We start from the raw sequence: 22,184 nt of genomic DNA on the forward strand, positions 1-22,184 counted from the left end.
GAAGCCTATCCCCACAAAAACAGTGCCTCTCTTGCCCTTTTTCGTTCCCTTTGCCACCTGAGCCCCTGAACTAGGGCCGGAGTAGACATGTCGAACGATCAAGCCGAGGGACTGAAAGCGCTGCTGCCGCAGGAGGCGGCGACGCGGTTGCAGTCGCTGCGGGTGGCGGACGGCCGGGCGACGCTGGTGCTCGATGCGACCGGTCTCGATTCGTCGGCGCGCAGCGCGCTCGAAGCGGCAGCGAAGCAGGCCCTGTCGGGCGTCGAGGGCGTTGCCGAGGTGCGCGTGGCAATGATGGCCGACAAGGTCGAGCGCCGGATCATCGCGGTCGGATCGGGCAAGGGCGGCGTCGGCAAGTCGACGCTGGCCACCAATCTGGCGGTCGCGCTCGCCCGGCAGGGGCGCAAGGTCGGCCTCGTCGATGCGGATATCTACGGGCCGTCGCAGGCGCGCCTGCTCGGCACCGAGGGCCAGCGTCCGGTCGCGCATGACAGCAAGCTGGTGCCGATCGCCAGCCGCTGGGGCGTACCGGTGCTGTCGATGGCGCACCTTTCCGACCCCGGGCAGGCCATTGCATGGCGCGGGCCGATGGCGGCGGGAGCCCTGACGCAATTGCTCGAGGGGCACTGGGACGGGGCGGAAATCCTGATCGTCGATCTGCCGCCCGGCACCGGCGACGTGCAACTCACGATGCTGCAGAAGTTCAAGCCGGCCGGCGCGGTGATCGTCTCCACGCCGCAGGACCTCGCGCTGATGGACGCCACCCGCGCGATGGAACTGTTCGAGAAGGGCGGCGTGCCGATCGTCGGCGTCGTCGAGAACATGGCCGGCTACGCCTGCCCGCATTGCGGCGAAGTCAGCGATCCCTTCGGCGCCGGTGGCGCGGAAGCGGCGGCCAAGACGATGAACCAGACTTTCCTGGGCCGCATCCCGCTCGACATGTCGATTCGGCTCGACAGCGATGCCGGCCAGCCCCCCGCTGCCGGCGAAGGGCCGCAGGCGCAGGCCTTCGCCGACCTGGCACGCAAGGTCGGGGAATGGCTGGACGGCGGCGCGAGCAAGGCTCACCCCTGATGGCGATCACGCGCCGAGGCATATTGATCGGCGCCCTTGCAGGTGGCGGACTTGCCATCGGCTACGCCCTGCGCCCGCGCCATTTCCCGCTGCCGCTCGAGCCGGGGCGCGACGAATATGCCTTCGACGCCTGGATCAAGATCGGCAGCGACGGCGTCGTCTCGGTCGCGGTTCCACAAGTCGAGATGGGGCAGGGCGTAACCACCCTGATCCCGCAGATTGTCGCCCATGAGCTCGGCGCGGATTGGCGGCAGGTGGCGGTCGAACCGGCGCCCACCAGCGCGATCTATGCCAATCAGGTCCTCGCCGCGCGATGGGCGCCGCTGTGGATGCCGGCCTTTCCCAAGCTCGCCGAGGAACCGGACAGCGTGTTCACCCGCCGCTGGGCGCAGGATACCCGCTTCAACGTGACGGCGGACGGCACCGCGGTTGCCGCCTTCGAAGCGCCGGTCCGGGAAGCGGCTGCCTCGGCCCGCGCGATGCTGATGCAGGCCGCCGCGGCTCGCTGGGGCGTTGCCTGGGAGGAGTGCGCGGTGCAGGGCGGTTTCGTGATTCACGAGGGCCATCGCCTGCCTTTCGGCGTGCTCGCCAGCGAGGCAGTCGGTTTCTCGCCGCCCGATCCGCCGCCGCTCGACCCGCAGCCGATGGGCGAGGATCCGGGCGATTTCGTACCTGGGCTGCAGCTTGCCTATCCCCGTCTCGACCTGCCCTCCAAGGTAGATGGCACCTGGACTTTCGCTGGCGACGTCCGGATCCCGGGCATGGTCCACGCCGCGATCCGTCATGCGCCGCTCGGCCGCGCCGAAGTCATCGGCTACAGGCAGGATGCCGCCAGGGGCCTGCGCGGTTTCGATCGCTTCGTGCAGCACGGCCCGTGGCTCGCCGCCGTCGCCCGTGACTGGTGGACGGCAGACACCGCGCTTTCCCGCGCTGCGCCCAGGTACCGCGTGTCCGGCGCAGCCGACAGCGGCCAGGCCGACACCGCGCTCGACGCGGCGATGCAGCAGGGCGAAACCCACCGCATCTTCGCTTACGGCGACATGGAGCAGGTAAAGGGCGGCCTGCCCCTGCAGATCCGCTATGAAGTCGCGCCAGCGCTTCACGCCACCATCGAGACTGCCAGCGCGACGGCGCGGATCGAGGGCGGCAGGCTGGAGCTGTGGGTCGGCACGCAGGCGCCCGAGGCAACGCGCAAGGCTGCGGCGCGTGCATTGGGCATGAGCGTGGTCGACGTGGTGCTCTATCCCATGCCGATCGGCGGGAGCTTCGACCGGCGCCTCGAGCTCGATCATGCGGTGGAAGCCGCGCTGATCGCACGCGAAGTGGGCAAGCCTGTGCAACTGACCTGGTCGCGCCGGCAAGAGCAGGCCGCAGGACTGCCGCGCACGCCGGCAGTGGCCGTGATGGCCGCGAGGACCGATGCCGAGGGCAATCCGGTCGGCTGGCGGGCGCGCATAGCCGTGCCGCCGACGGCTCGCGAATTCGGCCGGCGCCTGTTCGATGGCGATACGCCGCAGGATGCGATCCGCGCCGTCGCCGGGGAAGGCGATGCCATGGCGGTGGACGGCGCAATCCCGCCTTATCGCATTGCCAATGTGGCGGTCGATCACGTACCTGCGCGGATCGATCTGCCTACCGCGCGCATGCGCGGCAATGCCCACGGCTACACCGCCTTCTTCACCGAATCCTTCATCGACGAACTCGCCCACAAGGCCGAGCGCGAGCCGCTGTCCTTCCGCATGGCGATGCTGGGCCAGAACCCGCGCCTTGCCGAATGTCTCCAGCGCGTCGCCGCGCTGGCGCAGTGGGGCGGCGGCGGTGACAACAGCGGGCAGGGGATCGCCTGCCACATGATCGGCGAAGGGCGCATCGCCGTCGTCGCCAGCGCCCGGCGCGATGAGAACGGCGTGCGGGTCGAGCGGCTGAGCGCAGTTGCCGACATCGGCCGGATCGTCAATTTCGATATTGCCCGCCAGCAGATCGAAGGCGGCCTGATATTCGGGCTCGGCCTGACGCTGGGCAGCAGCACCCGCTATACAGATGGCCGCCCCGATCTCGATGGCCTGGGCGACCTTGCCTTGCCGACCCTGGCAGACAGCCCGGAGATCGATCTAGCCTTCATCGCCAGCGATGCCGAACCGGCCGATCCGGGAGAGCTGGGCGTTGCCGCCGTTGCCCCGGCGGTTGCCAATGCGCTTTTTTCCGCGACCGGATACCGATTCCGGCGCCTGCCGCTCTTTGCCGAGGAACTGTGATGACCAGCCCAGATATCCGCCCTGTCGATCACCCCGCGGTGGCGAGCGGAGGCGTGGCGGTCCTGCTCGTCAATCTTGGCACGCCCGATGCGCCCACCCCCGGTGCGGTCCGGCGCTACCTTGCCGAATTCCTCTCGGATAAGCGCGTGGTGGAAGTCCCCGCCATCGCATGGAAGCCGGTCCTTCACGGCATCATCCTGCGCACCCGCCCCGCGAAATCCGCGCATGCCTATGCCCAGGTCTGGACCGAGGAGGGCTCGCCACTTGCCGCGATTACCGCCGCACAGGCCCGCAAGCTGCAGGGCATGCTGGGAGACGGCGTGCGGGTGGACTGGGCGATGCGCTACGGCAATCCGTCGATCCCCTCGAAGCTCAAGGCGCTGATGGATGCAGGGTGTGACCGCATTCTCGTGGCCCCGCTCTACCCGCAGTACTCGGGCGCGACGACGGCTTCGGTGATGGACAAGCTAGGCGATGCGCTGCGCGATCTGCGCTGGCAGCCGGCATTGCGCACGCTGCCGCCCTACTTCGACGACGCAGCCTATATCGGGGCGCTGGAGGCGGACATCGCGGCGCAGGTCGAAGGTCTCGACTTCGCGCCTGAAGTCCTGCTGCTGTCATTCCACGGCATGCCCGAACGAACGCTTCACCTGGGCGATCCCTATCACTGTCACTGCCGCAAGACCGCGCGCCTACTGGGAGATCGCCTTGCGCAGCGCTACCCGGACCTGCGGATCGAGACCACCTTCCAGTCGCGTTTCGGCCGCGCAAAGTGGCTGGAACCGGCCACAGAGACGGTTCTCGAAGAGCAGGCGAAGTCGGGCACGCGGCGACTGGCGATTGCGGCGCCGGGCTTTTCCGCCGACTGCGTGGAAACGCTGGAGGAACTGGCGATCCGCGGGCGCGAGGTGTTCGAGGCGGCGGGTGGAGAGCGCTATGCCGTGCTGTCCTGCCTCAACGATACCCGGGCCGGGATGACCATGCTCGAGGCGCTGGTCACGCGGGAGCTGTCCGGCTGGTGACAGTAAGTTAACGCGCGTCATCATTGACTTGCGGCCATTTTGTTCCAACTATGTTCCTATCCAGGAGCATGGAGGCGGGACGAGATGGCAGCGACGGACTTTGCCGAGAGCGATTTTTCCTACGGCAAGGCCGGCCTCGGCAAGGGTGCCGGCTCCGCCGGCCATGGCGATACAGGGCAGTCGGTTTCGATCTCGATCTATGCCAATCGCGGCCACTTGCGGGCAAGCCTGCGCGAAGATGCCGCTGCCGCCGGGTTGACGGTGTCGGCGGCAGGTCCGCTGCGGGATGTCGTCGATGCGCCGATGCGAGCCCTCGGCGATGTCGTCCTGCTCGATTGCCCGCAAGTCGATGGGCAGACGATGGCCGCCTTGTCCGAACTGGACCAGCGCGCGGCATCGGGAGGCTGCCGCCTGATCGTCTCGACCACGGTCGATGCGCTCGATGCGGTGTTCGCTTGCATGGATCAGTCCGCCCCAATTCTGCTCGTCGATCCCAACCGGGCCGAGCGGGTGCTGGCACTGGGCCGCGTTCTTTCGGAATTCCCCCAGGGGCGCCTGCGCGAATTGTCCGAGAATGACCGGTTGATGCTCTTGCGGTTGACCGAGCAGGTCAGCCAGATTGCCGGACGTATCGATCGACTGGCACCCGGCGGTACGTCCGCCCCGGCCAGCGCGGCATCGGCCTTCTCGTTCGAACCCGCAGGATCGCAGGCGCGCAGCGCCCATTCCGGACGGGAGCCTGCGCGCTTGGCGCTGCCCGATGCGCAGACGGTGCGGCAGATCATCCGCATGCGGCAATTGCGGGGACGTTTCCTTGATGAGGAACTCTTCGCGGATCCGGCATGGGACATGTTGCTCGATCTCACTGCCGCCCGGCTGGAACGCAAGCGGGTTTCGGTCACCTCGCTGTGCATCGCTTCCGGCGTGCCGCCGACCACGGCGCTGCGCTGGATCGGCCAGATGGTCGAGGCTGGCCTGTTCGTGCGCGTATGCGACGACAGCGATCGCCGCCGCGCCTTCATCGAACTGACCGAGCCCGCCGTCGATGCCATGGCTCGCTATTTTTCAGAAGTTTCTCTGACCGCTCCCGTGCCAGTCTGACCCCCTCAGGCACGGGAAACCCCGCTCCGGTCAGAGCCGGGTCGTCCCCTCGACCCATTGCCGTGCCACCTGTCGCAGAAGTTCCTTATCCTGCGGCAGGTGGGCGGCATCATCGAGCTCACGCGTTTTCAGCACCACGTCCCCAGGGAGCGGATCGAAAAAGGCGATGCCGCACTGAACTCCCTCAGCCCAGACCACTTCGCCGAATGCTTCGTACTTGTCCCATAGGATCAGCGCCTCGGTCCCCACCCTGGGCAGGTTCTCCAGAGCCAGTCGCGCGCCGCTTGACGACAAATCGATCAGTATCGCACGACAGGTAACGGACCTTGTTTCCAGACGCACGGGCAGGCGGACGCGCAAGCGACTCTGCTCTCGTCGTCCCCGCTGCATGGGACTGGATTTGTGCGGACCTTCGTTCATCGTTATCGCTATCTAGCAGCGGTTATATCGCACCTGATTTTGCGGTTCTAGAAGAACTTGTGTGGTTATGAAACCATCAATCCCCGCCACTCCCCCCTCTGCCGCAGAAGTCAGGTGGGGCTAACGAGTTCCGTCACGCCTTAAGTTGCGTGCAATCATAAGTTAGGTTTCTATTGATACACATAACTGAAATCAGAGCGTTTCGATCCGTTCCGGAGTCAGATTGCCGCGGATAAGATCGAACAGGCCGATCCAGTTGCCTTTCATCCGTCCGGCGCGGTCCACCCACGGTTCCGGTCGCAGGGCCTTCAGGTGATTGGCAGCCAGGTTGCGCAGCATCAGCCGGGCAGCGAAGCGGCGTGACATCGTGCCCTTGCGCACAAGGTAGGAGGGATTGATGATTTGCGAATAGCCAAGCTTCAATCCAGGCGTACGCCCCAGCTTTACGCCGCGATGAACCCCCGAAAAGGCAAAAGTCTGCACAAGCCGGCCGTTCGTGCCGACCGAAGCGGCAAAGTCGATATCCTCCTGCCATGCGTAGAGCCGCAGCCGTTCGTCGAAGCGATGTTCACCGATGGCGGCGGTGCGATAGGCCATGTTGCAGCCGTAAAGACCCCGTAATCCCCTGACGATGCAGTTGGGTGCGAACCGGCGCTTCTCATGCTCGCGCACGATCTGCATCGCCTCGCCGAAGGAGATCCCTGCACCATTGATCCCGTCAGCCAGAACCTTTCCGGTCGCCCCTGCAACTTGCGGATGCTCGGCGAAAAATGCGCGGATGTTTTGGATGCTGAACTTTGATGGGACGAAATCATCGTCATAGAAAACGATGATGTCGAAGCGCGCCTTCAGCCAGTCCAGCGCGCGGTTGCGCTGGGCGCAGAGGCCCTTGCTGCCGCGGATGACACGCAAGCGGGTGCTTTCCTCCAGGCTGGGCGGAAGGTCTGCCGCGCTGACGACCGAGAACATCAGGATGTCCGGGCTGCTTGTCTGCCGCTCCATCAGGATCTGGAACTGACGTATCAGGTCGGGGCGGCCGAGGCTGGCGACGACAACTGCCACCGAGGGCTGAAGGGCCGGGATCTGGTCATATGCAGTCATCGCTTACGGTTCCGCAAAATGGGGCATGCATTCAGGCCACACTAGAACGCCGCGTCGAGGGCCGGAACGTCAGGCAAGTCCGAAACCGATCCATGGCTGGGGGGCGCCGATCGCTCGGGGCTTGCGCTGGCAGGCTCGATCAGCCGCGCTTTCCTTCGTCGCTCGCGGTACAGGTGCCTGTCGTCTGGACCGGGTTTGCGCTTGGTGGGCGCACGTCGCGAAGGAAGCGTGCGGGTACCCCCCCGACAACTGTCATCGGTGCGACGTCGCGGTGCACCACGGCCCCGGCGGCGACAACCGCCCCGCGGCCGATCTTCACGCCGGGTAGCAAGATGGCTCCAGCGCCGATCCAGGCATGGTCCTCGACGACGATCGGCGCGTAGACGCTCGGCCTTGCGCAGCCTTGCGTAAAGTTGAGTGGGTGCGTCGCGGTTTCGAAGCTGACGCGCGCGGCAATCTGTACGTGCCTGCCGATCGTTACGCCGCCGCGACTGGCAAAGCGCACGTCATTGTTGATGAAAGTCCGTTCGCCGATGCGAATGCGGCGGCCGCCACCGACCGGTACTATCGACACCGGGCCCAGGACAATGACCTTTCCTGTCATTGCAATGCCGGCAAGCTTCAGCAATTCCCGGCGCGCCCGAATTCCGAAGCGGCCGCGTGGCATGCGATTTGCAAGCGCCAGAAAGAAGGATTCTCGCAAGTTCCGTTGCTCCCGGAAGGGTTGGCGCGCGTCCGGGGCCCTGCCGCGGGCGAGGACCCAAATGCTGCGTGCCGTCGGGTCTAGCCCCATCGGCACGCAGTGCGTGGCCCGGAATCCGCCGAAATGGAGCCAATTGCGCCCTTGGGGCAATGCGAAGCCAGGAGAGGATGTTGCAGTGCCGGCAGGAGCCTGCGATCCAGTCGCAGTCGTTTCAGCAAGGAGAAGCGGTGCATGGATGGCCGGTCGCGCTTCACAAGACATTCCTGCTGGTATGGCCTTGGGCAATGCCTGCTGGCGCCGCTCCTCCTGCTTATGATCCTTGGGCGCTTCGGCAATGCGCATCCTGCGCTCGACCTCATCAATCTCTTTGCCGCACCGCTGGGATGGGCCAGCCTGGTCCTTGTTTGCGTCCTCGCGCTGCGGGCCCGATCATGGGCGGGGAGGGCGGCTTTAGCCTTCTGCTGCCTGCCTGCGCTTGGCCTGTTCTGGCCGGACCTGGCCCGATCCCCTGCCTGTTCACCCTCCAGCGCACGCCTGCGGATCGCCTGGATCAACACCCACAAGCCGAAGAATCCGGATCGCATCGCCGCCTGGCTCGACTCCGAATCGCCGCAGGTTGTCGGCGTGGCCGAATTGCCCAGATACCTGCCGCTGCACAGTGTGCTCGAAAAGCGTTATCCGCACTGGCAGTCGTGCCTCGACAATGGGCGTTGCTCGACGGCGCTGTTTTCCAGCATCGAACCAACTGCGACTGAGGCGTTGACGCACGGCGACCCTTTCAATCGCAAGTCCCTGCCGGCCGCAGGCATGGTTCTCCCATTCAAAGGACCGGCAGATCGTGCCGGAGACGAGAGAGGTCTTCAAGTCTTCGCGGTGCATTTGTCCCGTCCTCTGCCGCTGGGGCGACAGGCCCATGAACTGCGGCAACTCGACAAGGCGCTTACCATGCCGGCTGGTTCCGTGATTGTCGGCGATTTCAATCTTTCGCCAAGAATGCGGCTCCTGGCCGATTACGCCGGGCGCAATGGCATGAGCCTGACGCGAACCGATCGTCCCACATGGCCAATCACTTACGAAGGCCACCGCTACCCCGGGTTCTGGCAAATCGATCACCTGTTGGTTGGTCGTGACTGGAAGGTCCAATCCATCCGGACCAGCCCCGATCTGGGCTCGGATCACAGGGGCTTCGTTGCCGACCTGTGCCGCGTTGACTAGGCGCACACGATTTAGGGAGAGGGCTTTTCCAAAGCTTCCGTTCCATCTTCCCAGAGATAGGTTCCTTCGTTTTCGATCTGGACGGGGACTTGCGGAACACGGCCGTTGCTCAGGATGCGGTCGATCGGATCGAGTAATGGGCGCAAGGGCAGCCCGGCGGGGATGAAGGGTTGCTCGGCGCTATCGGCAGCCGGGACCGCACCGCGAGGCGACGAATCGACATTGAACAATTCGGGGCTGAGTAGTCCGGCATCGCGCAGGACCGCGATCTTGCGGATGAACAGTTCGGCGCGCGTCTCGGCCGCGCTGGTACGGGCGGTGAGCAGGTCGTTGGTTACGTCCAGAACCTCGCGCAGGGTGCGTATGCCGGCCATTTCCTGACGTTTGACCCCGGCGACGGCGCTCTCTGCCGCGCGGACGGCCGCTTCGAATCGAGGCAGGGCCTCTGCCGCGGCGCGATAGAGGTTCCAGTCTGTCGCCAGCGTTTCGCGCACGTCGCGCCGGGTCTGTTCGGCGAACTGGATGTCGGCAAGGTTGCGCTGTTCTGCTTCCTGCAGCGCGGCAAGGAGCTGTCCGCCCGAATGAAGCGGCATCGCCAGACTGACGCCGGCTAAGAGCCGCTCGACCCGCCGCGTGTTCTGGTAAGGGGTCAACGGCGCGCGCTCGACCGAAGCGAAGGCGCTGACTTGCGGCCCCATGGCTGCGCGGGCGGAAGCGACAGCGGCACGTGATCTGAGTGCTGTATATCTGGCTGCCCGGACCTGCGGATTGCTCGCATCCGCACGCGCGTAAAGGTCCGCGAGCGGAGGAATGGGCGCAAGGTCGGGAAGCGCGGCCAGATCGCTGGGATAGGTGCCGACGATATTGCGATAGCGCGCCGCGCTGGTTTCCACGGCAGCGCGGGCTCGGATCACCCGTCCGGCGGCGATTTCGAGCCGGTTGGTAGTCTGATCGAGATCGGGTCTTGTCGAATCGCGCAGCCTGAAGCGGGCGGCAGTGACGTCGCTTTGTTGGGCGAGCAGGGCGTGGATATCCCGGGCGACACGAAAGAGTGTCAGGTCCCGCTGCACCGAGGCATAGGCATTCACGACATCAAGCATCAATTGCTGGCTGGCAGCGCGCAAGTTCTCCCGCGCGATCATCCGGCCGGCGCGGGCCCCATCCAGTCCAGAGGCAAGGTGACCCGAGGTGAACAGCGGTTGCAAAAGCGAAAGGGAGGCGGTGGTGCCGAAGCCCTGTTCGTCAAACGCAAGATCGTTCAGCGTCGTTCGATCAAAAGTATATTCATGACGGACCGAAACCGCGAGGCTGGGGCCATAGGCCCCCTTGGCCCTGGCAACTGCGGCGTCGGCAGACCGGGCCAGGAATTGCGTCCCCTTCAGTTGCGGATTGTATTCATGCGCCTTGGCAATGGCCTGCTCCAGTGTGTCCGCCATTGCCTGGCCAGCGAACAGGGCCGCAAACGGGATAATCGACAGATGCAACAAAGTCCTGCACTTCACGCATGGTTCCCCAAGGGGTGGTTTGGAAGGTATCGGACCGTGCGTGGGGGTTCCTGCGGAGCGGGCTGCTCGGGTAACGGCAGCCCGCTCCGCCGCCTCCCTCCGGCAAAGGCGCGATTGCTGCATCGATCCTAGGAGATGCGAGGCAGATGGGAACCGCGAGTGCATCCGGTTTGGCTCGGGAACGGACCTACTTCTGATCGCCAGAATCATGCTCGGCGATATGTAATGCGGCCCTCGCCATGGAAACGACAGCATGATCCTCGCGCCCCGGCTGAATACGGAACTGAAGCAGGCGCTCGTGCCGCTCAGGCGCGTGCTCTTGCCGGTTCTGGCAATCAGTAGTGTCTACAATGTGCTGCTGCTCTCCGGATCGTTCTTCATGCTGCTCGTCTATGACGACGTCCTGCCGAGCCGCAGCGTTCCCTCGCTCGTCAGCCTGCTGCTGATGGTGGCGCTCGCCTATGCATTCCAGGCCTTTCTCGATGTGGTTCGGGGGCGGGTGATGGTGCAAGTCGGCTCGATGTTCATGCGCGGGATCAGCGATCGCGTGCTCGATGTTCTGTCGCGCCATGAACTGACGCGCGGCGCAATACCGAATGGAACGCAGATCGTGCGCGACGTTGATACCGTCAGGGCGTTCATGTCGGGGCCGGGCCCGCTGGCGGTCGTCGACTTGCCTTGGATCGCGGTCTACCTGCTCATTCTTTCCATATTCCACTGGAGCATCGGCCTGCTCGCCTTGATCGGCGTGGCAGTGCTGGTGACGCTGATGTTCGTCAACAACCGGATGACCGAACCGCTGGCGCTGGCGACGATGCGCTCAGGGGCAAGGCGTGTCGGCCTGGCCGAAGCCACTTTGCGCAACGCCGAAACGCTCAAGGCGCTGGGCATGGCGAGTGCGCGCCAAAGCGAATGGCACAGTGTCGAGGCCGAATTCCTTCGTGCCAATGACCGGTTTTCGGCGATCTCGAGCACCTTGTCGGGATCGACCAAGGCCTTTCGCATGTTGCTTCAGTCGGCGACCCTGGCACTGGGCGCCTTTCTGGTGATCGACGGGCGCGCGACCGGGGGCATCATCATTGCAGGGTCGATCCTGTCGGCCCGTGCGCTTGCGCCGGTCGAACAGACCATTGCCAACTGGAAGGGGATGGTTTCATCCCGGCAGGCGCTGGATCGCCTGCGAAGCCAGTTCGAATCTGTGCCTTATCACGTTACGCCCATGGGGCTGGAGCGACCCCGGCGCGATCTTGTGGTGCAGGGAATCGCAGCCGGCCCCCCGGGAACGCAGAAAGTCGCCGTGCTCGATCTTAGCTTCCGATTGCGTGCGGGCGATGCGCTGGCGGTAGTGGGCAGAAGCGGGTCCGGAAAGACGACCCTGGCGCGTGTGCTTTGCGGCATTTGGAAACCCTTGCGCGGCGCGATCCGGCTGGACGGCGCGACTCTGGACCAGTGGTCGCCGGACGAGATCGCCCGAATTCTCGGTTACGTGCCGCAGTCGATTGAACTGTTCGAAGGAACGATCGGCCAGAACATCGCCCGGTTCCAGCCAGATGCGGATCGCGAAGCGATCCTGGCTGCGGCAAGGGCTGCGGACTGCCACGACCTCATCGTACGGCTCGAGGGAGGCTACGATCATGTTATCGGGGCGCATGGCAGTGGCCTGTCGGCCGGGCAACAACAACGGATCGCACTCGCGCGGGCCCTGTTTGCTGACCCGTTCCTGCTCGTGTTCGATGAACCCAACAGCAATCTCGATCATGACGGTGAGCGGGCCCTGGGTCTGGCGATCAGGCAGGCGCGCAGGCGTGGGGCGATCGTCGTCGTCATTGCCCATCGACCCAGCGTAATCGCTCATGCCAGTCACATCATGGCGATGGCCAACGGCAGGATCGAAAGGTTCGAAACAAGGGAAGAATTCGAGGCACGCCTCGCACCGTCAGCTACTTCCGACGGGAGTTTGCGATCGCGCCGCGATGAAAACGAAAAGGATGAGGCTTCGGGCGATCCCTCGAAGGATGTCAGGCCTGCAGGCAGGCCGGTGGAGGTGGGCGAGTGAGCGTCCTTGCCCAAGCCTCGTCCATTTTGCTGGCTTCCCATGCGACGACGGGTGGGGGTGAATTCTCCACCGGGGTGGAGCGGGGGCTCTCGGATCTTTTGCGGCTGGGGTTGGGCGCAGTGGCTGTCCTGGTCCTGGGTTTCGGAGTGCTGATCGCCTTTCTGCCGATGGCTGGCGCAGTCATCGCGCCCGGCGAAGTGAGCGTCGAAACGCACGTGAAGGAGATTTCGCATCCATTCGGCGGGGTCGCAAAGGCGATTCTGGTCGAGGATGGAGATCATGTTCGCAAGGGGCAGGCGCTGATCCGCCTGGATTCGCGCGTGGCTGGTGCGGCGGCGCAGTACACAGGGCTTGATCTCTTTCAATTGCTTGCAAAGGAAGCGAGGCTGCGGGCTCTGCGCAACAATGCTGTGCGGATCGCTTTCCCTGCCGAATTGCGCAGCCGGGCCGACGATCCGCAAGTGGCGGTCATTCTGGCAGACGAGCGCCGGTCTTTCGAACTCGACCAGATGGCGCGCAGCGACCAACGGTTGCAACTGGCCCGGCGCATTGCGCAGGCGCGGGCGGAGATTTCGGCGCAAAGCAGCCGCGCTGCAGCTTATGCCCGGCAATCCAACCTCGTTCTTGAGGAACTTTCGCAGACACGTGAACTCTACGCAGAACGGCTGACCACACTCGACAGGCTCAATGCGCTTGAACGCGCCGCAGTCGGCGTGGAAGCAGACCATGCGACGGCGCAGTCGAACATGGCCGAGACGCGTGCGCGGATCTCCGAACTGCGCGCGCAGATGGCCTCGATCGAGAGCGTGGCCCGCAGTCAGGCAGCGATCGAACTGGCCCAGGTGCGCAATGCTATCGCCCAGGTGCGCAAGGAGGAGGTCGCCGCCAGCGATCAGAACGATCGCACCGTCATTCGCGCCCCGCAGACCGGTATCGTCGACAAGCTGGCCGTGCGGACGCTGGGTAGCGTCGTACCTGCGGGGCAGACTCTGCTCGAAATCGTGCCCGAGAAGGACCGTCTCGTCGTGAAGGCCCGGATCCGCCCCACCGACATCGATCAGGTGGCGCAGGACCAGGCCGCGCATTTGCGATTTACCGCCTTGAGCATGCGCACGACGCCCGAGCTGGAAGGCAAAGTCGTTCAGCTCGCCGCTGACCGAACCATCGACCGCGCGACGAATACGGCATTCTATCCCGCGACGATCGCGATTCCGGCAACGGAGCTGCGCAAGCTGGGCAAGACGCATCTGGCGGTGGGCATGCCTGTCGAAGTTTTTGTCCAGACGGGCGAGCGCACGATGTTGCACTACATCCTGCGCCCCCTTGGCGACCAACTGAGGCGCGCCCTTCGCGAATGAACTCAATTCGGGCTGGAGATGTCGTCAGCGTCCGGCGCGCTGCACTCCGAAATGGATTTATCACCCCCGGGTAGAAATGAAATCGGACCAGCTTGGACGTTCCCCGTCAAGTAATGAGGGTTTATTCGTATACACGTCAATTCGGGGCGTGGTCGTCTTGATGGGATCCGGGGCGGTCAGTTCATGTCTGACAATGCGCTCTGCCATTCTCGAATTGTGCTGTCAGGAGCCTGCCAATTGAATCTCCCTGTCATATATGAATCAGAAGCGGGGTTGCCGGCACCCATGCAGGGCACTGCCGGCGGCTTTCGCAGCAGGGATGAGCAGATCTCCGTGCGCTATCTGCTTTCGTTGCTGCGGCGCCGGCAGTCGGTCATGATCATGACGCTGCTCCTGGCGCTCGGGCTGGCGGTGGTCTGGACTTCAGCGTTGCCGCGCATCTATCGCAGTTCGGCTGACGTGGTGATGATTACCGGATCGACAGACGTTGTGCCGAACGAAGAGGCGCAACCTCGCGAAGCGCCAACCCGTTCTGAAGAGGTCGAGACGCAGATCCAGCTTGTCAGGTCACGGGAAATGGCCGGGCAGGTGCTCGACGCGACAAGGCTTCTGCATGATCCGATGTTCCGCCGCGATGTGGAAGTGCCCCGTTCTGCGCTCGATAACATTCTGGCCTCCATCGGCTTTGGCGCCGTCAGGCAGCGGGACAGGGTTACCGGGGATGGAGCGCAGTTTCGCCAACATGCGGTCAATTACCTCAGCTCGCGGCTCGATGTGGCGAGGGTCGGCAACTCGTTCAATCTGCGCATTGCCTTCGAAGATGCAGAAGCGACCCGCGCAGCTGCGATCGCCAATGCCTATGCGCGCCTGTTCACCACCGACGATGCCCGTGAACGTGCGCAGACCAACGCCACGGCCGCGCGCGTGCTGAAATCGAAGGTCGATGCGCTGCGTGCGCAGGCAAACCATGATTTCGCTGAAGTGCAGGCGTATCGCAATCGCCATCAACTCCTCAGTTCGCAGGCCACGAGCCTGACCGAGCAGGAGCTTTCGGCCTACAACCAGCAGATCGTCAACGCGGAGGCGGAAGCGGCACAGGATGCCGAAGCACTCGCCAGCGCTCGGGCACAGTTGCGCAGCGGCGGACCTGAAGGCGTGGGGGTCGGTGCAGGCGCCCCGGTGGTCGCCACCTTGCGGTCGCAACGCGCGCAACTGGTGATCCGCGAACGCGACCTTTCGCAGCGCTATTTTGACAGCCATCCCGACCTTGTGACCGTCCGACAGCAGATCGCCGATCTCGATCGGCAGATAGCCGGGGAAGTTTCGCGAACCCTGAGCGGCCTGGAAACCAAGGCCATGGCCTCGGCGCAACGGCTGGCCTCGCTGCGCCGCAGCCGAGGCGGCACGCAATCGCAACTGCAGACGGGCAACAGCGCGCTGGTCGAATTGGCTGATCTGGAGAAAAAGGCGGACGCTTCGAAGACTCTCTACGAATCCTACTTGCGCCGCTACAATGCCGTTGTGGCGGGAAGCGGGTCGGAGCAGCCCTCTGCTCGACTGATATCGGCCGCCAATGTCCCGGTCCTTCCCGTCTCGCCCGACCTGCCATTGAACCTGGGGTTGGCGCTTGTGGCAGGAGCGCTCTCGGGCATGATACTGGCGATCCTGGTAGAGCTTTCCTACGGCGGCCTGACAAGCCTTGGGGATGTTGAGACACGTATCGGCCTGCCGGGTTGGGGCTTCGTTCCAGCCATCCGTTCTATCGAACCTCACGCGAATACTCCGATGGATACCTTGCGCGAATACCCGGAAGGCCCCTTTTCCGAGGCGCTGCGCAACGTCATAGTTTCGGTGCGTCACTCGGTGTCGGGGTCGGGGAAGGTCCTTGCGATAACCTCGGCCATTCCCGGCGAAGGAAAATCGACGCTCGCTGCCTGCATCGGCCGGGCCCTGGCGATGGCCAACGAAAGAGTGGTGGTAGTCGACTGCGACGTCATTCGCTCGCAGCTCAGCAAGCGCTTCTGCGCGCCGGAGGGAGAGCCAGGCCTGTACGAAGCACTTCATGACGAAACACAGGACATCGCGCAATACGAAGATGCGAGTTCCCCCTTGAGGATCATTCCGATTACCCGTGCTTTCCCGAAGGGCGAACGCCTGTCGGAGCGGGGGAGGCTCGACAGGGTGGTCGCCCGTCTGCGAGAGACATTCGATGTGGTGATTCTGGATTGCCCCCCGATCTTGCCGATCGCTGAAACCCGTTCGATTGTCGCACTGGCCGATAGCGTCTTGCTCGTCGTGCAATGGCGCAAGACCGTCGATCGGATCGTCAAGGCGGCGATCCGGCAATTGCCCGGGCGTACCCTCAAGCAATGCGGCGTGGTGTTGAACCTGGTCGACATGAAGAAACAGGTGCGTTTCGGAGGAGAGGATGTCGCCAGCTTCTACGCCCATTACAAGGGATACTACCGATGACGCGGGAGGGGACAATCGCGCGCCCGTATCGCGTGGCCATCGTGCACTATTGGCTTGTCGGGATGCGCGGAGGGGAACGCGTGATCGAGCACCTGCTGGACCTGTTTCCCGATGCTGACCTGTTCACGCATGTCTATGATCCGCAGAAGGTTTCTGCCCGGATCAGAAAGGCTAATGTCAGGCAGAGCTTCGTCGGCCGTCTGCCCGGTGCGCGGCGCCACTATCAGAAATATTTGCCGCTGATGCCTCTCGCGCTCGAGGAACTGGATCTGCGGGGCTACGACCTTGTCATCAGCAGCGAGTCCGGGCCGGCGAAGGGCGTGATCACCGGGCCTGATACTCTGCACCTTTGCTATTGCCATTCCCCGATGCGCTATCTCTGGGATCACTATCAGGACTACCGGGAAAGTGCGGGATGGCTCAGCCGCCGGCTCATCCCACTGGTATTCCACCGCCTTCGTCAGTGGGACGTCAGCTCGGCAAGCAGGGTCGATGGCTTTATCGCCAATTCCAGCTTCATCGCCAGGCGCATCGCCAAGGTCTGGGGACGTGAGGCATGCGTGGTGCATCCGCCGGTTGCCGTGGATGCCTTCGCGCCGTCATCGAAAGTAAGCGATAGGTACCTATGGGTCAGCCAGATGACCCCCTACAAGCGCGCCGATGTTGCGCTGGAGGCCTTCAATCGGCTGGGCGTGCCCGCCCTCATGGTTGGCGATGGCGAAATGTTCGACAGGATTGCCGCAAGTGCAGGACCGAACGTAGAGGTCCGCAAGCGGCTTTCCTTTGAGGAACTGCGGCACGCCTATGCCACGTGTCGTGCGCTTGTGTTCACGCCGGAGGAAGACTTCGGGATCGTTCCGGTCGAGGCTAATGCAAGTGGCCGCCCGGTTATAGCCTTTGGCCGGGGAGGGGTGACGGATTCCATCCTTGAGGGGCGAACGGGGATCTTTTTCGATCGTCAAACGCCGATAGATGTCGTCAACGCGATCCGCCGCTTCGAGGAATGGCAAGTGCAGTTTCGGCCCGACGATGCCGTTCGCAATGCGGCCAGATTTGGTCCGGAAGTCTTTGCCCGAGGCATCCGCGATGCGCTCGACCATTTTCGCCGCATGAGTCCTCACGACGCTTTCGGAGTTTCGACAGGGCTTTTACAAGGGATGGGAATTGATGACAATTCGCTCGATGATAATCGCACTTTCCATGCTGATCGCGGGCTGCACGACGGTCGCGACGCGTTCTTTGCCCAGTGTCGATAGTCTCGCATACCAGCTTTCGCCGGGTGACAGACTGCATCTCGAGGTTTTCCGTGAGGACACCCTGAGCGGTGAATACGTGATCGACGATTTAGGCCTCATTGCCCTGCCACTGGCCGGTGAAGTGCGAGCTGCAGGCAAGACACTCGCGCAACTGCGACAGGACCTGCAATCGCTGCTCGGCCGCGAATATGTTCGCGATGCCCGCATCGCCATCGATGTCGTGGGATATCGGCCGATCTACATCCTCGGCGAAGTGGAAAAGCCTGGTGAATATCCCTACGCAGAAGGCATGTCCGTCCATGGACTAGTCGCGAAGGCCGGAGGGTTCACGTATCGCGCGAATGAGCATGTGGTTTACATCCGCCATGGCCGCGAAGCCGAGGAGAAGGCTTACCGGCTGACGAGTGGGGCCGCGGTACTGCCGGGCGACACGGTTCGCGTCGGCCAGCGCTATTTCTGATTGGGACCCCGTGGAACCTTCGAAGATCGGATCCTCGCCGGAGAGGGTGGTCCTGCTCCATGATTATAGCGAGGCTCTGGGCGGTGCTTCGTACCTGGTGCAAGTATTGATTGGTGAATTGCGCCGACGCGGCATTGCGACGACCTTCATCGCAGGAGACAGCGGCGCGCGCTTCGATCGCAGCGATGTCGAGTTTCTGCCGCTCCATGGGACGGCCCTGCTCGAACGTTCGAAGCTGAGCGCGCTGACCTGCGGTTTGTACAACCATCGCGCCTATGCTCAGACCCGCGATTGGATTGCGCGCAATGATACGCCGGGTACTGTCTACCACCTGCATGGCTGGTCCAAGATTCTGACCCCTGGAATATTTGCGGCCTTGCGCAAAGTGGGGGATCGGCTGATCCTGCACGGGCATGATTACTTCAATGGGTGTCCCAACGGCGCTTTTTTCGATTATCCGCGAGATCGTGACTGCACTTTGACGCCGCTGGGCAGCGCATGCCTGAAAAGCCGCTGCGACAAGACTTCTCATGCGCAAAAAATCTGGCGCGTTGGAAGGGAAGTCTTGCGGCGCGGTTTTCAGCAGTGCGGAGCCCATGCGGCACGCTTGCTGATGATCCACCCGGGGCAGGAGGCGCAGTTTAGGCTCAGTGGGTGGACCGCGGAAAGGCTTCGCGCAGTCCGCAATCCTGTTTCGCCACTTTCGGCAGATCGCGTTCCGGCCGAAGCCAATCGCGGTATCGTCTTCATCGGCAGGATTTCGGCGGAGAAAGGTGCGGACCTCGCGGCGAGAGCCGCGTTAAGGTCCAATCTGCCAATCACGTTCGTGGGCGAAGGCAGTGAAATCGAACAGGTCCGCACGTGTAATCCGGACGCAATCTTTCTGGGTCGGCAGGATCGGGCGGGTGTTGCACGCGCCCTGTCATCGGCCCGCGTCGCTGTGATGCCGAGCCGCTGGTCGGAGCCATTCGGGCTCGTAGCGCTGGAAGCCGTCGCTTCCGGCGTTCCTGTCGTCGTTAGCGATCGTGCGCTCGTTGCGCCGGAAATCGCGCAGGCTGGCTTCGGCTTGGCTGTCGATACGGCGGATCTGGATACCTTTGCCGGCGTCTTGACTGCCCTGCATCGCGACAACCATGCGGTCGAAGCGATGTCGCGCGCGGGACACGCGGATTACAGATCGCTCTGCAATTCGGAGGAAACCTGGGCGGACGAAGTCGTAAGCCAATATCGCCAGGTTCTGACCGAAGCCAGTCATTGATCAGAGCGCGTCATCCAATCCAGGTCGCATGAGCGTTCGCGCTGCGAGTCTGGCCTTGGGCATGCAGCGCGCAATGCAGGGCGGTTCCGGCGAGATTTTCCGTGCGCCTTGCATTGGTGATTGAAAGTGCTGTGACCAAACCGAAGCCGAAAGCCGTCATTCCGCCAAAGTCGGCATCGCCAACCATCAAGGTCACGACGAAACTGGGAACGAAAGAGAAGCGAAAGCCTGATATCAGCAACTGGCTTTCAATCGGGGTGCCTGCAGTCGGCCGCAAGAGCGATTGCAAGGCAAAGCCGTAATAGAGGGCACCGCCGACCAGTCCCGCGCCGCTGAGATTGGCCACGAAACTGCTCGATGCGCGGGTGCTGCCGATACCGACACCGAAACCGTGCGTGGCTAGAACACTGTCCCAGGCCACGGCGCGCCACATGCCGCGTTCGGCGAAGGAATTCGACGCTGTTTTCTGCAGGACCATACGATCGATCAGCTCGAACACCGGGGCGAGGACTTCGGGCCGGACGATCAGTAGCAGTGAGACACCTACGAGAAGGGCGATGAGGACGGAGAGTTCGCCGCCCAGGCCCCGGCGATAGATTGCGAACCGTCGGCTGTCTGCATTGGCGCGAACCAGCCACTCAAGCCCGGCGACCCCGAGCAGAAGAGCGATCCCGACATAAGTGCCCGATGAGGTGGAGAGCCATGCGCAAAGCGTGAGCAACGCGAAGATCATCGGAACCCAGACGTTGCGGAGTGTGCCATCGAAGATTGCCCGGCGGTAGAAGTAGAGGCCTGCCATGAGCGCCAGGCAGATCCCGCCATAGGCCGAGGCTTCCGGCATGAGCCCGGTGACCCGCCGTGAGCCCAGAACCTCAACATCTGTAACGAGTGCATAAGTTGCGGTTCGGAACGGCGCGAGCAGGGGATCGAGAGGCAGGTAGCGACTGGCATGATCGAGAAGACCGGTTGCAGCGGTCATGGCTCCCCCCAGGCACAAGGCTCTGAGCGCGTGTTGGCGCATGGCGGCAGATTGCAGGCTGACGGCAAAGGCAAAAACCGAAAAGACCGCGATCGTGAGATAGGCGAATTGCGACAGGTTCTGCAGGGTCGGCCGTAGGGGCGCAGTATCGCTCAATATGCCGCGGATGGGCACGATCATGACGGCGTTCTCGAACAGGCGCGGCATGAAGAAAGTCGTGACGCCAGCGACAAGCCAGAACAGGAACAGGAGCATCAGTCTGTGCGGTGCCAAGGCCAGCGAGAGTATTTCTGCCGGCCCTTGTGGCTTGCAGAACGTGCGCAAGACGATGAGCACGGTGACGAGCGGCGTGGGCGTGAAAGTGAGTCCGCCGGTCAGAAACGGCGGGACTGCGGCAAAAGCTCCGAACGGAAGTGTGGCGAAGAACAGGTAGATCAGCACCGGCTTGCGGCTGGCGACCCCCCAAAGCGCAAGGCTCCAGAACGCGGCGATGGGGAGCAAATCGATCACTGGCGCATCGATGCCGTGTGAGGATCGATGAGGGCCTTGGCTGCAGCTGCAGTGGCATCGGCCTGAGTGGCACCGGCCTGAATCTTGGCTTGCTCCGCATCCCACAAATCCAGCTTTCGCCCAATAAGGCTTTCAAACTGTGCGCGGCGCGGCGTGAGATATTCGGATAGGAACTGCCGGGCCTCAGCCTCGTCGACTTCTGCCTTGTCGAACGTGACGGTTGATGTTTCTCGCAGCCAGTCGATCCAACCGCGAGGCAGGTGCGTGCGCAGGGCTGCCCACAGAGAGGAATCGCGCAGCTTGCGGACCGCGGCGAAGCGCTGTCTTCGGCTGGTGGGCGGCGAGCGATGGCGATCGCTGAGTTGCGCTTCGTGATAATCGAATGGAGCAAGGCCCAGCCAATCCAATACGCCGGCCAAAACCTCACGCCGGTTCGTCCGCAATTCCTCGGCGACAACAACGTGGATCTGATCGCGATCGAAGTATTCGAGATATGCGCGAAGCTGCAGCGCATAATCCGAAGTGTCGCGATAGAGAGGATCTTCGCGCATCGCCTGGGCAACGGGGCGGACCTCCTGGAATTCCTTGTAGCGCTGCCAGTAGTGACCGATCGCGCGTGTTACCGGCTCGCGAACGGTGTAGATGATGCGCGCGTCCGGGCAAGCCGCGGCAATGCGGGCTGGAACCCCGCTGCGGTGCGGAGCCTGAGAATAGTAGACGCTGCCTTCGCCGCGATAGCGCGCTGTATGGCCGCCCTTCCAGAGATCGAGATAGGCGGCTGGGTCGTGGGAACAGGGCCTGCGGGCCATGATGGGCCAGGCCTTTTCCAGTTCACCTTGATCGACGAAGAAGCATGGCTCCTTCTCGGTGCTCATGCAGATGTCCGGATGCGGTCTGAGGTAGGCGTGCAATGCGCTTGAACCTGACTTTGAAGCGCCGATCACGAAAAGGTTGGGCGCGAGTGGATTCGCCGTTGATCCATGCGATCCGACATCGAAGACACGTGCGCGGGCAGCGGCAGGGTCGGTCAGGGGTTCGGTGAGGAGAAGGGCGCTATCCTGGGGCAATTGCGCGATCCATATGCAGCTGCGGAGCAAGTCGGCACTCTAACTCTGCCAGCCTGCACTCGAAATCCGAGACGCTTCGGGAATGACGCTATCGATAGCCGTTCGCTCCATTTTGGCGCGGACCTGTGGCCCTTTTTTTTAAGTTGCGCACGGTTGGAGCGGGATGAGTGGGCCTGGCCTTACCGGGGTGCGCGTCTGGATTCGGTCAAATCCGGTTAACCGGCACCCGCAATCCCGAGGACGCGATTTAACTATGTCTGTAGGACCGGCTGGAAGACAATCCTGCCTATTGAACTACCTGAAAATTAACGTCTTGACGTTAGACACCTGACAGGTCGCGCGCAGGGAGATTGCCGCTGCCATAACGCGGGA

At 63.4% G+C, this 22,184-nt stretch carries 17 protein-coding genes; 11 read left to right on the forward strand and 6 right to left on the reverse strand.

All coding sequences use genetic code 11. The features are described from left to right. Positions 1–87: 87 nt before the first annotated feature. The 4 genes from J3474_RS00585 (at position 88) to J3474_RS00600 (ending at position 5,452) form a co-directional block, all read left to right on the forward strand. Positions 88–1,074 carry an Mrp/NBP35 family ATP-binding protein gene (locus J3474_RS00585; RefSeq protein ID WP_207092749.1) on the forward strand — a complete coding sequence of 329 codons (987 nt, stop codon included), beginning with the start codon at positions 88–90 and terminating at the stop codon, positions 1,072–1,074. After that, positions 1,074–3,329, forward strand: coding sequence for a xanthine dehydrogenase family protein molybdopterin-binding subunit (locus J3474_RS00590; RefSeq protein WP_207092750.1), 2,256 nt, complete (start codon positions 1,074–1,076; stop codon positions 3,327–3,329). The genes J3474_RS00585 and J3474_RS00590 overlap by 1 nt, the downstream gene beginning before the upstream one ends. Continuing rightward, positions 3,329–4,351 carry a ferrochelatase gene (hemH, locus tag J3474_RS00595; protein WP_207092751.1) on the forward strand — a complete coding sequence of 341 codons (1,023 nt, stop codon included), beginning with the start codon at positions 3,329–3,331 and terminating at the stop codon, positions 4,349–4,351. Before J3474_RS00590 ends, hemH begins: the two co-directional genes overlap by 1 nt. Before the next feature lie 84 nt (positions 4,352–4,435). After that, a complete protein-coding gene (locus tag J3474_RS00600; protein WP_207092752.1) occupies positions 4,436–5,452 on the forward strand; it encodes a MarR family transcriptional regulator in 1,017 nt (338 codons plus the stop codon). Between the two features lie 30 nt (positions 5,453–5,482). Here J3474_RS00600 and J3474_RS00605 read toward each other — a convergent pair whose 3' ends face one another. The 3 genes from J3474_RS00605 to J3474_RS22940 all read right to left on the reverse strand — a co-directional run bounded on the left by J3474_RS00605 (position 5,483) and on the right by J3474_RS22940 (position 7,547). Continuing rightward, positions 5,483–5,872 (reverse strand): PilZ domain-containing protein, encoded by a 390-nt coding sequence (locus J3474_RS00605; RefSeq protein ID WP_242528108.1) that lies wholly within the window; start codon positions 5,870–5,872, stop codon positions 5,483–5,485. Between the two features lie 192 nt (positions 5,873–6,064). Beyond that, positions 6,065–6,973 (reverse strand): glycosyltransferase family 2 protein, encoded by a 909-nt coding sequence (locus J3474_RS00610; protein WP_207092753.1) that lies wholly within the window; start codon positions 6,971–6,973, stop codon positions 6,065–6,067. A gap of 139 nt (positions 6,974–7,112) precedes the next feature. After that, a complete protein-coding gene (locus J3474_RS22940; RefSeq protein WP_305798457.1) occupies positions 7,113–7,547 on the reverse strand; it encodes a DapH/DapD/GlmU-related protein in 435 nt (144 codons plus the stop codon). A 360-nt stretch (positions 7,548–7,907) separates the two neighbouring features. On the opposite strand from J3474_RS22940, the gene J3474_RS00620 reads away from it, so the two are divergent. Continuing rightward, a complete protein-coding gene (locus J3474_RS00620; RefSeq protein WP_242528109.1) occupies positions 7,908–8,891 on the forward strand; it encodes an endonuclease/exonuclease/phosphatase family protein in 984 nt (327 codons plus the stop codon). 11 nt (positions 8,892–8,902) lie between these two features. Here the strand turns inward: J3474_RS00620 and J3474_RS00625 are convergent, their stop codons facing one another. Next, positions 8,903–10,327, reverse strand: a complete 1,425-nt coding sequence (locus J3474_RS00625) for a TolC family protein (RefSeq protein ID WP_242528110.1) — start codon at positions 10,325–10,327, stop codon at positions 8,903–8,905. 322 nt (positions 10,328–10,649) lie between these two features. Here J3474_RS00625 and J3474_RS00630 point away from each other — a divergent pair, with 322 nt between their 5' ends. The 6 genes from J3474_RS00630 to J3474_RS00655 all read left to right on the forward strand — a co-directional run bounded on the left by J3474_RS00630 (position 10,650) and on the right by J3474_RS00655 (position 19,256). Beyond that, a complete protein-coding gene (locus J3474_RS00630; RefSeq protein WP_207092756.1) occupies positions 10,650–12,452 on the forward strand; it encodes a type I secretion system permease/ATPase in 1,803 nt (600 codons plus the stop codon). Then, positions 12,449–13,810 (forward strand): HlyD family type I secretion periplasmic adaptor subunit, encoded by a 1,362-nt coding sequence (locus J3474_RS00635; RefSeq protein WP_242528111.1) that lies wholly within the window; start codon positions 12,449–12,451, stop codon positions 13,808–13,810. The genes J3474_RS00630 and J3474_RS00635 overlap by 4 nt, the downstream gene beginning before the upstream one ends. Before the next feature lie 285 nt (positions 13,811–14,095). Further along, the gene (locus J3474_RS00640; protein WP_242528112.1) at positions 14,096–16,282 is read left to right on the forward strand and encodes an AAA family ATPase; all 2,187 of its coding nucleotides are present in this window, start codon (positions 14,096–14,098) and stop codon (positions 16,280–16,282) included. Further along, positions 16,279–17,538 (forward strand): glycosyltransferase, encoded by a 1,260-nt coding sequence (locus J3474_RS00645; protein WP_207092980.1) that lies wholly within the window; start codon positions 16,279–16,281, stop codon positions 17,536–17,538. The genes J3474_RS00640 and J3474_RS00645 overlap by 4 nt, the downstream gene beginning before the upstream one ends. After that, positions 17,483–17,998: a polysaccharide biosynthesis/export family protein gene (locus J3474_RS00650; RefSeq protein WP_148275149.1), complete on the forward strand. Its 516-nt coding sequence runs from the start codon at positions 17,483–17,485 to the stop codon at positions 17,996–17,998. The genes J3474_RS00645 and J3474_RS00650 overlap by 56 nt, the downstream gene beginning before the upstream one ends. Before the next feature lie 10 nt (positions 17,999–18,008). Continuing rightward, positions 18,009–19,256: a glycosyltransferase family 4 protein gene (locus J3474_RS00655; RefSeq protein WP_207092758.1), complete on the forward strand. Its 1,248-nt coding sequence runs from the start codon at positions 18,009–18,011 to the stop codon at positions 19,254–19,256. A gap of 10 nt (positions 19,257–19,266) precedes the next feature. Here J3474_RS00655 and J3474_RS00660 read toward each other — a convergent pair whose 3' ends face one another. Next, positions 19,267–20,745: a hypothetical protein gene (locus J3474_RS00660; protein WP_242528113.1), complete on the reverse strand. Its 1,479-nt coding sequence runs from the start codon at positions 20,743–20,745 to the stop codon at positions 19,267–19,269. After that, positions 20,742–21,842 (reverse strand): sulfotransferase, encoded by a 1,101-nt coding sequence (locus tag J3474_RS00665; RefSeq protein WP_308632740.1) that lies wholly within the window; start codon positions 21,840–21,842, stop codon positions 20,742–20,744. Before J3474_RS00665 ends, J3474_RS00660 begins: the two co-directional genes overlap by 4 nt. Between the last annotated feature and the right edge of the window lie 342 nt (positions 21,843–22,184).

It is taken from the genome of Novosphingobium sp. PY1, from assembly GCF_017312445.1.
Taxonomy (GTDB): domain Bacteria; phylum Pseudomonadota; class Alphaproteobacteria; order Sphingomonadales; family Sphingomonadaceae; genus Novosphingobium.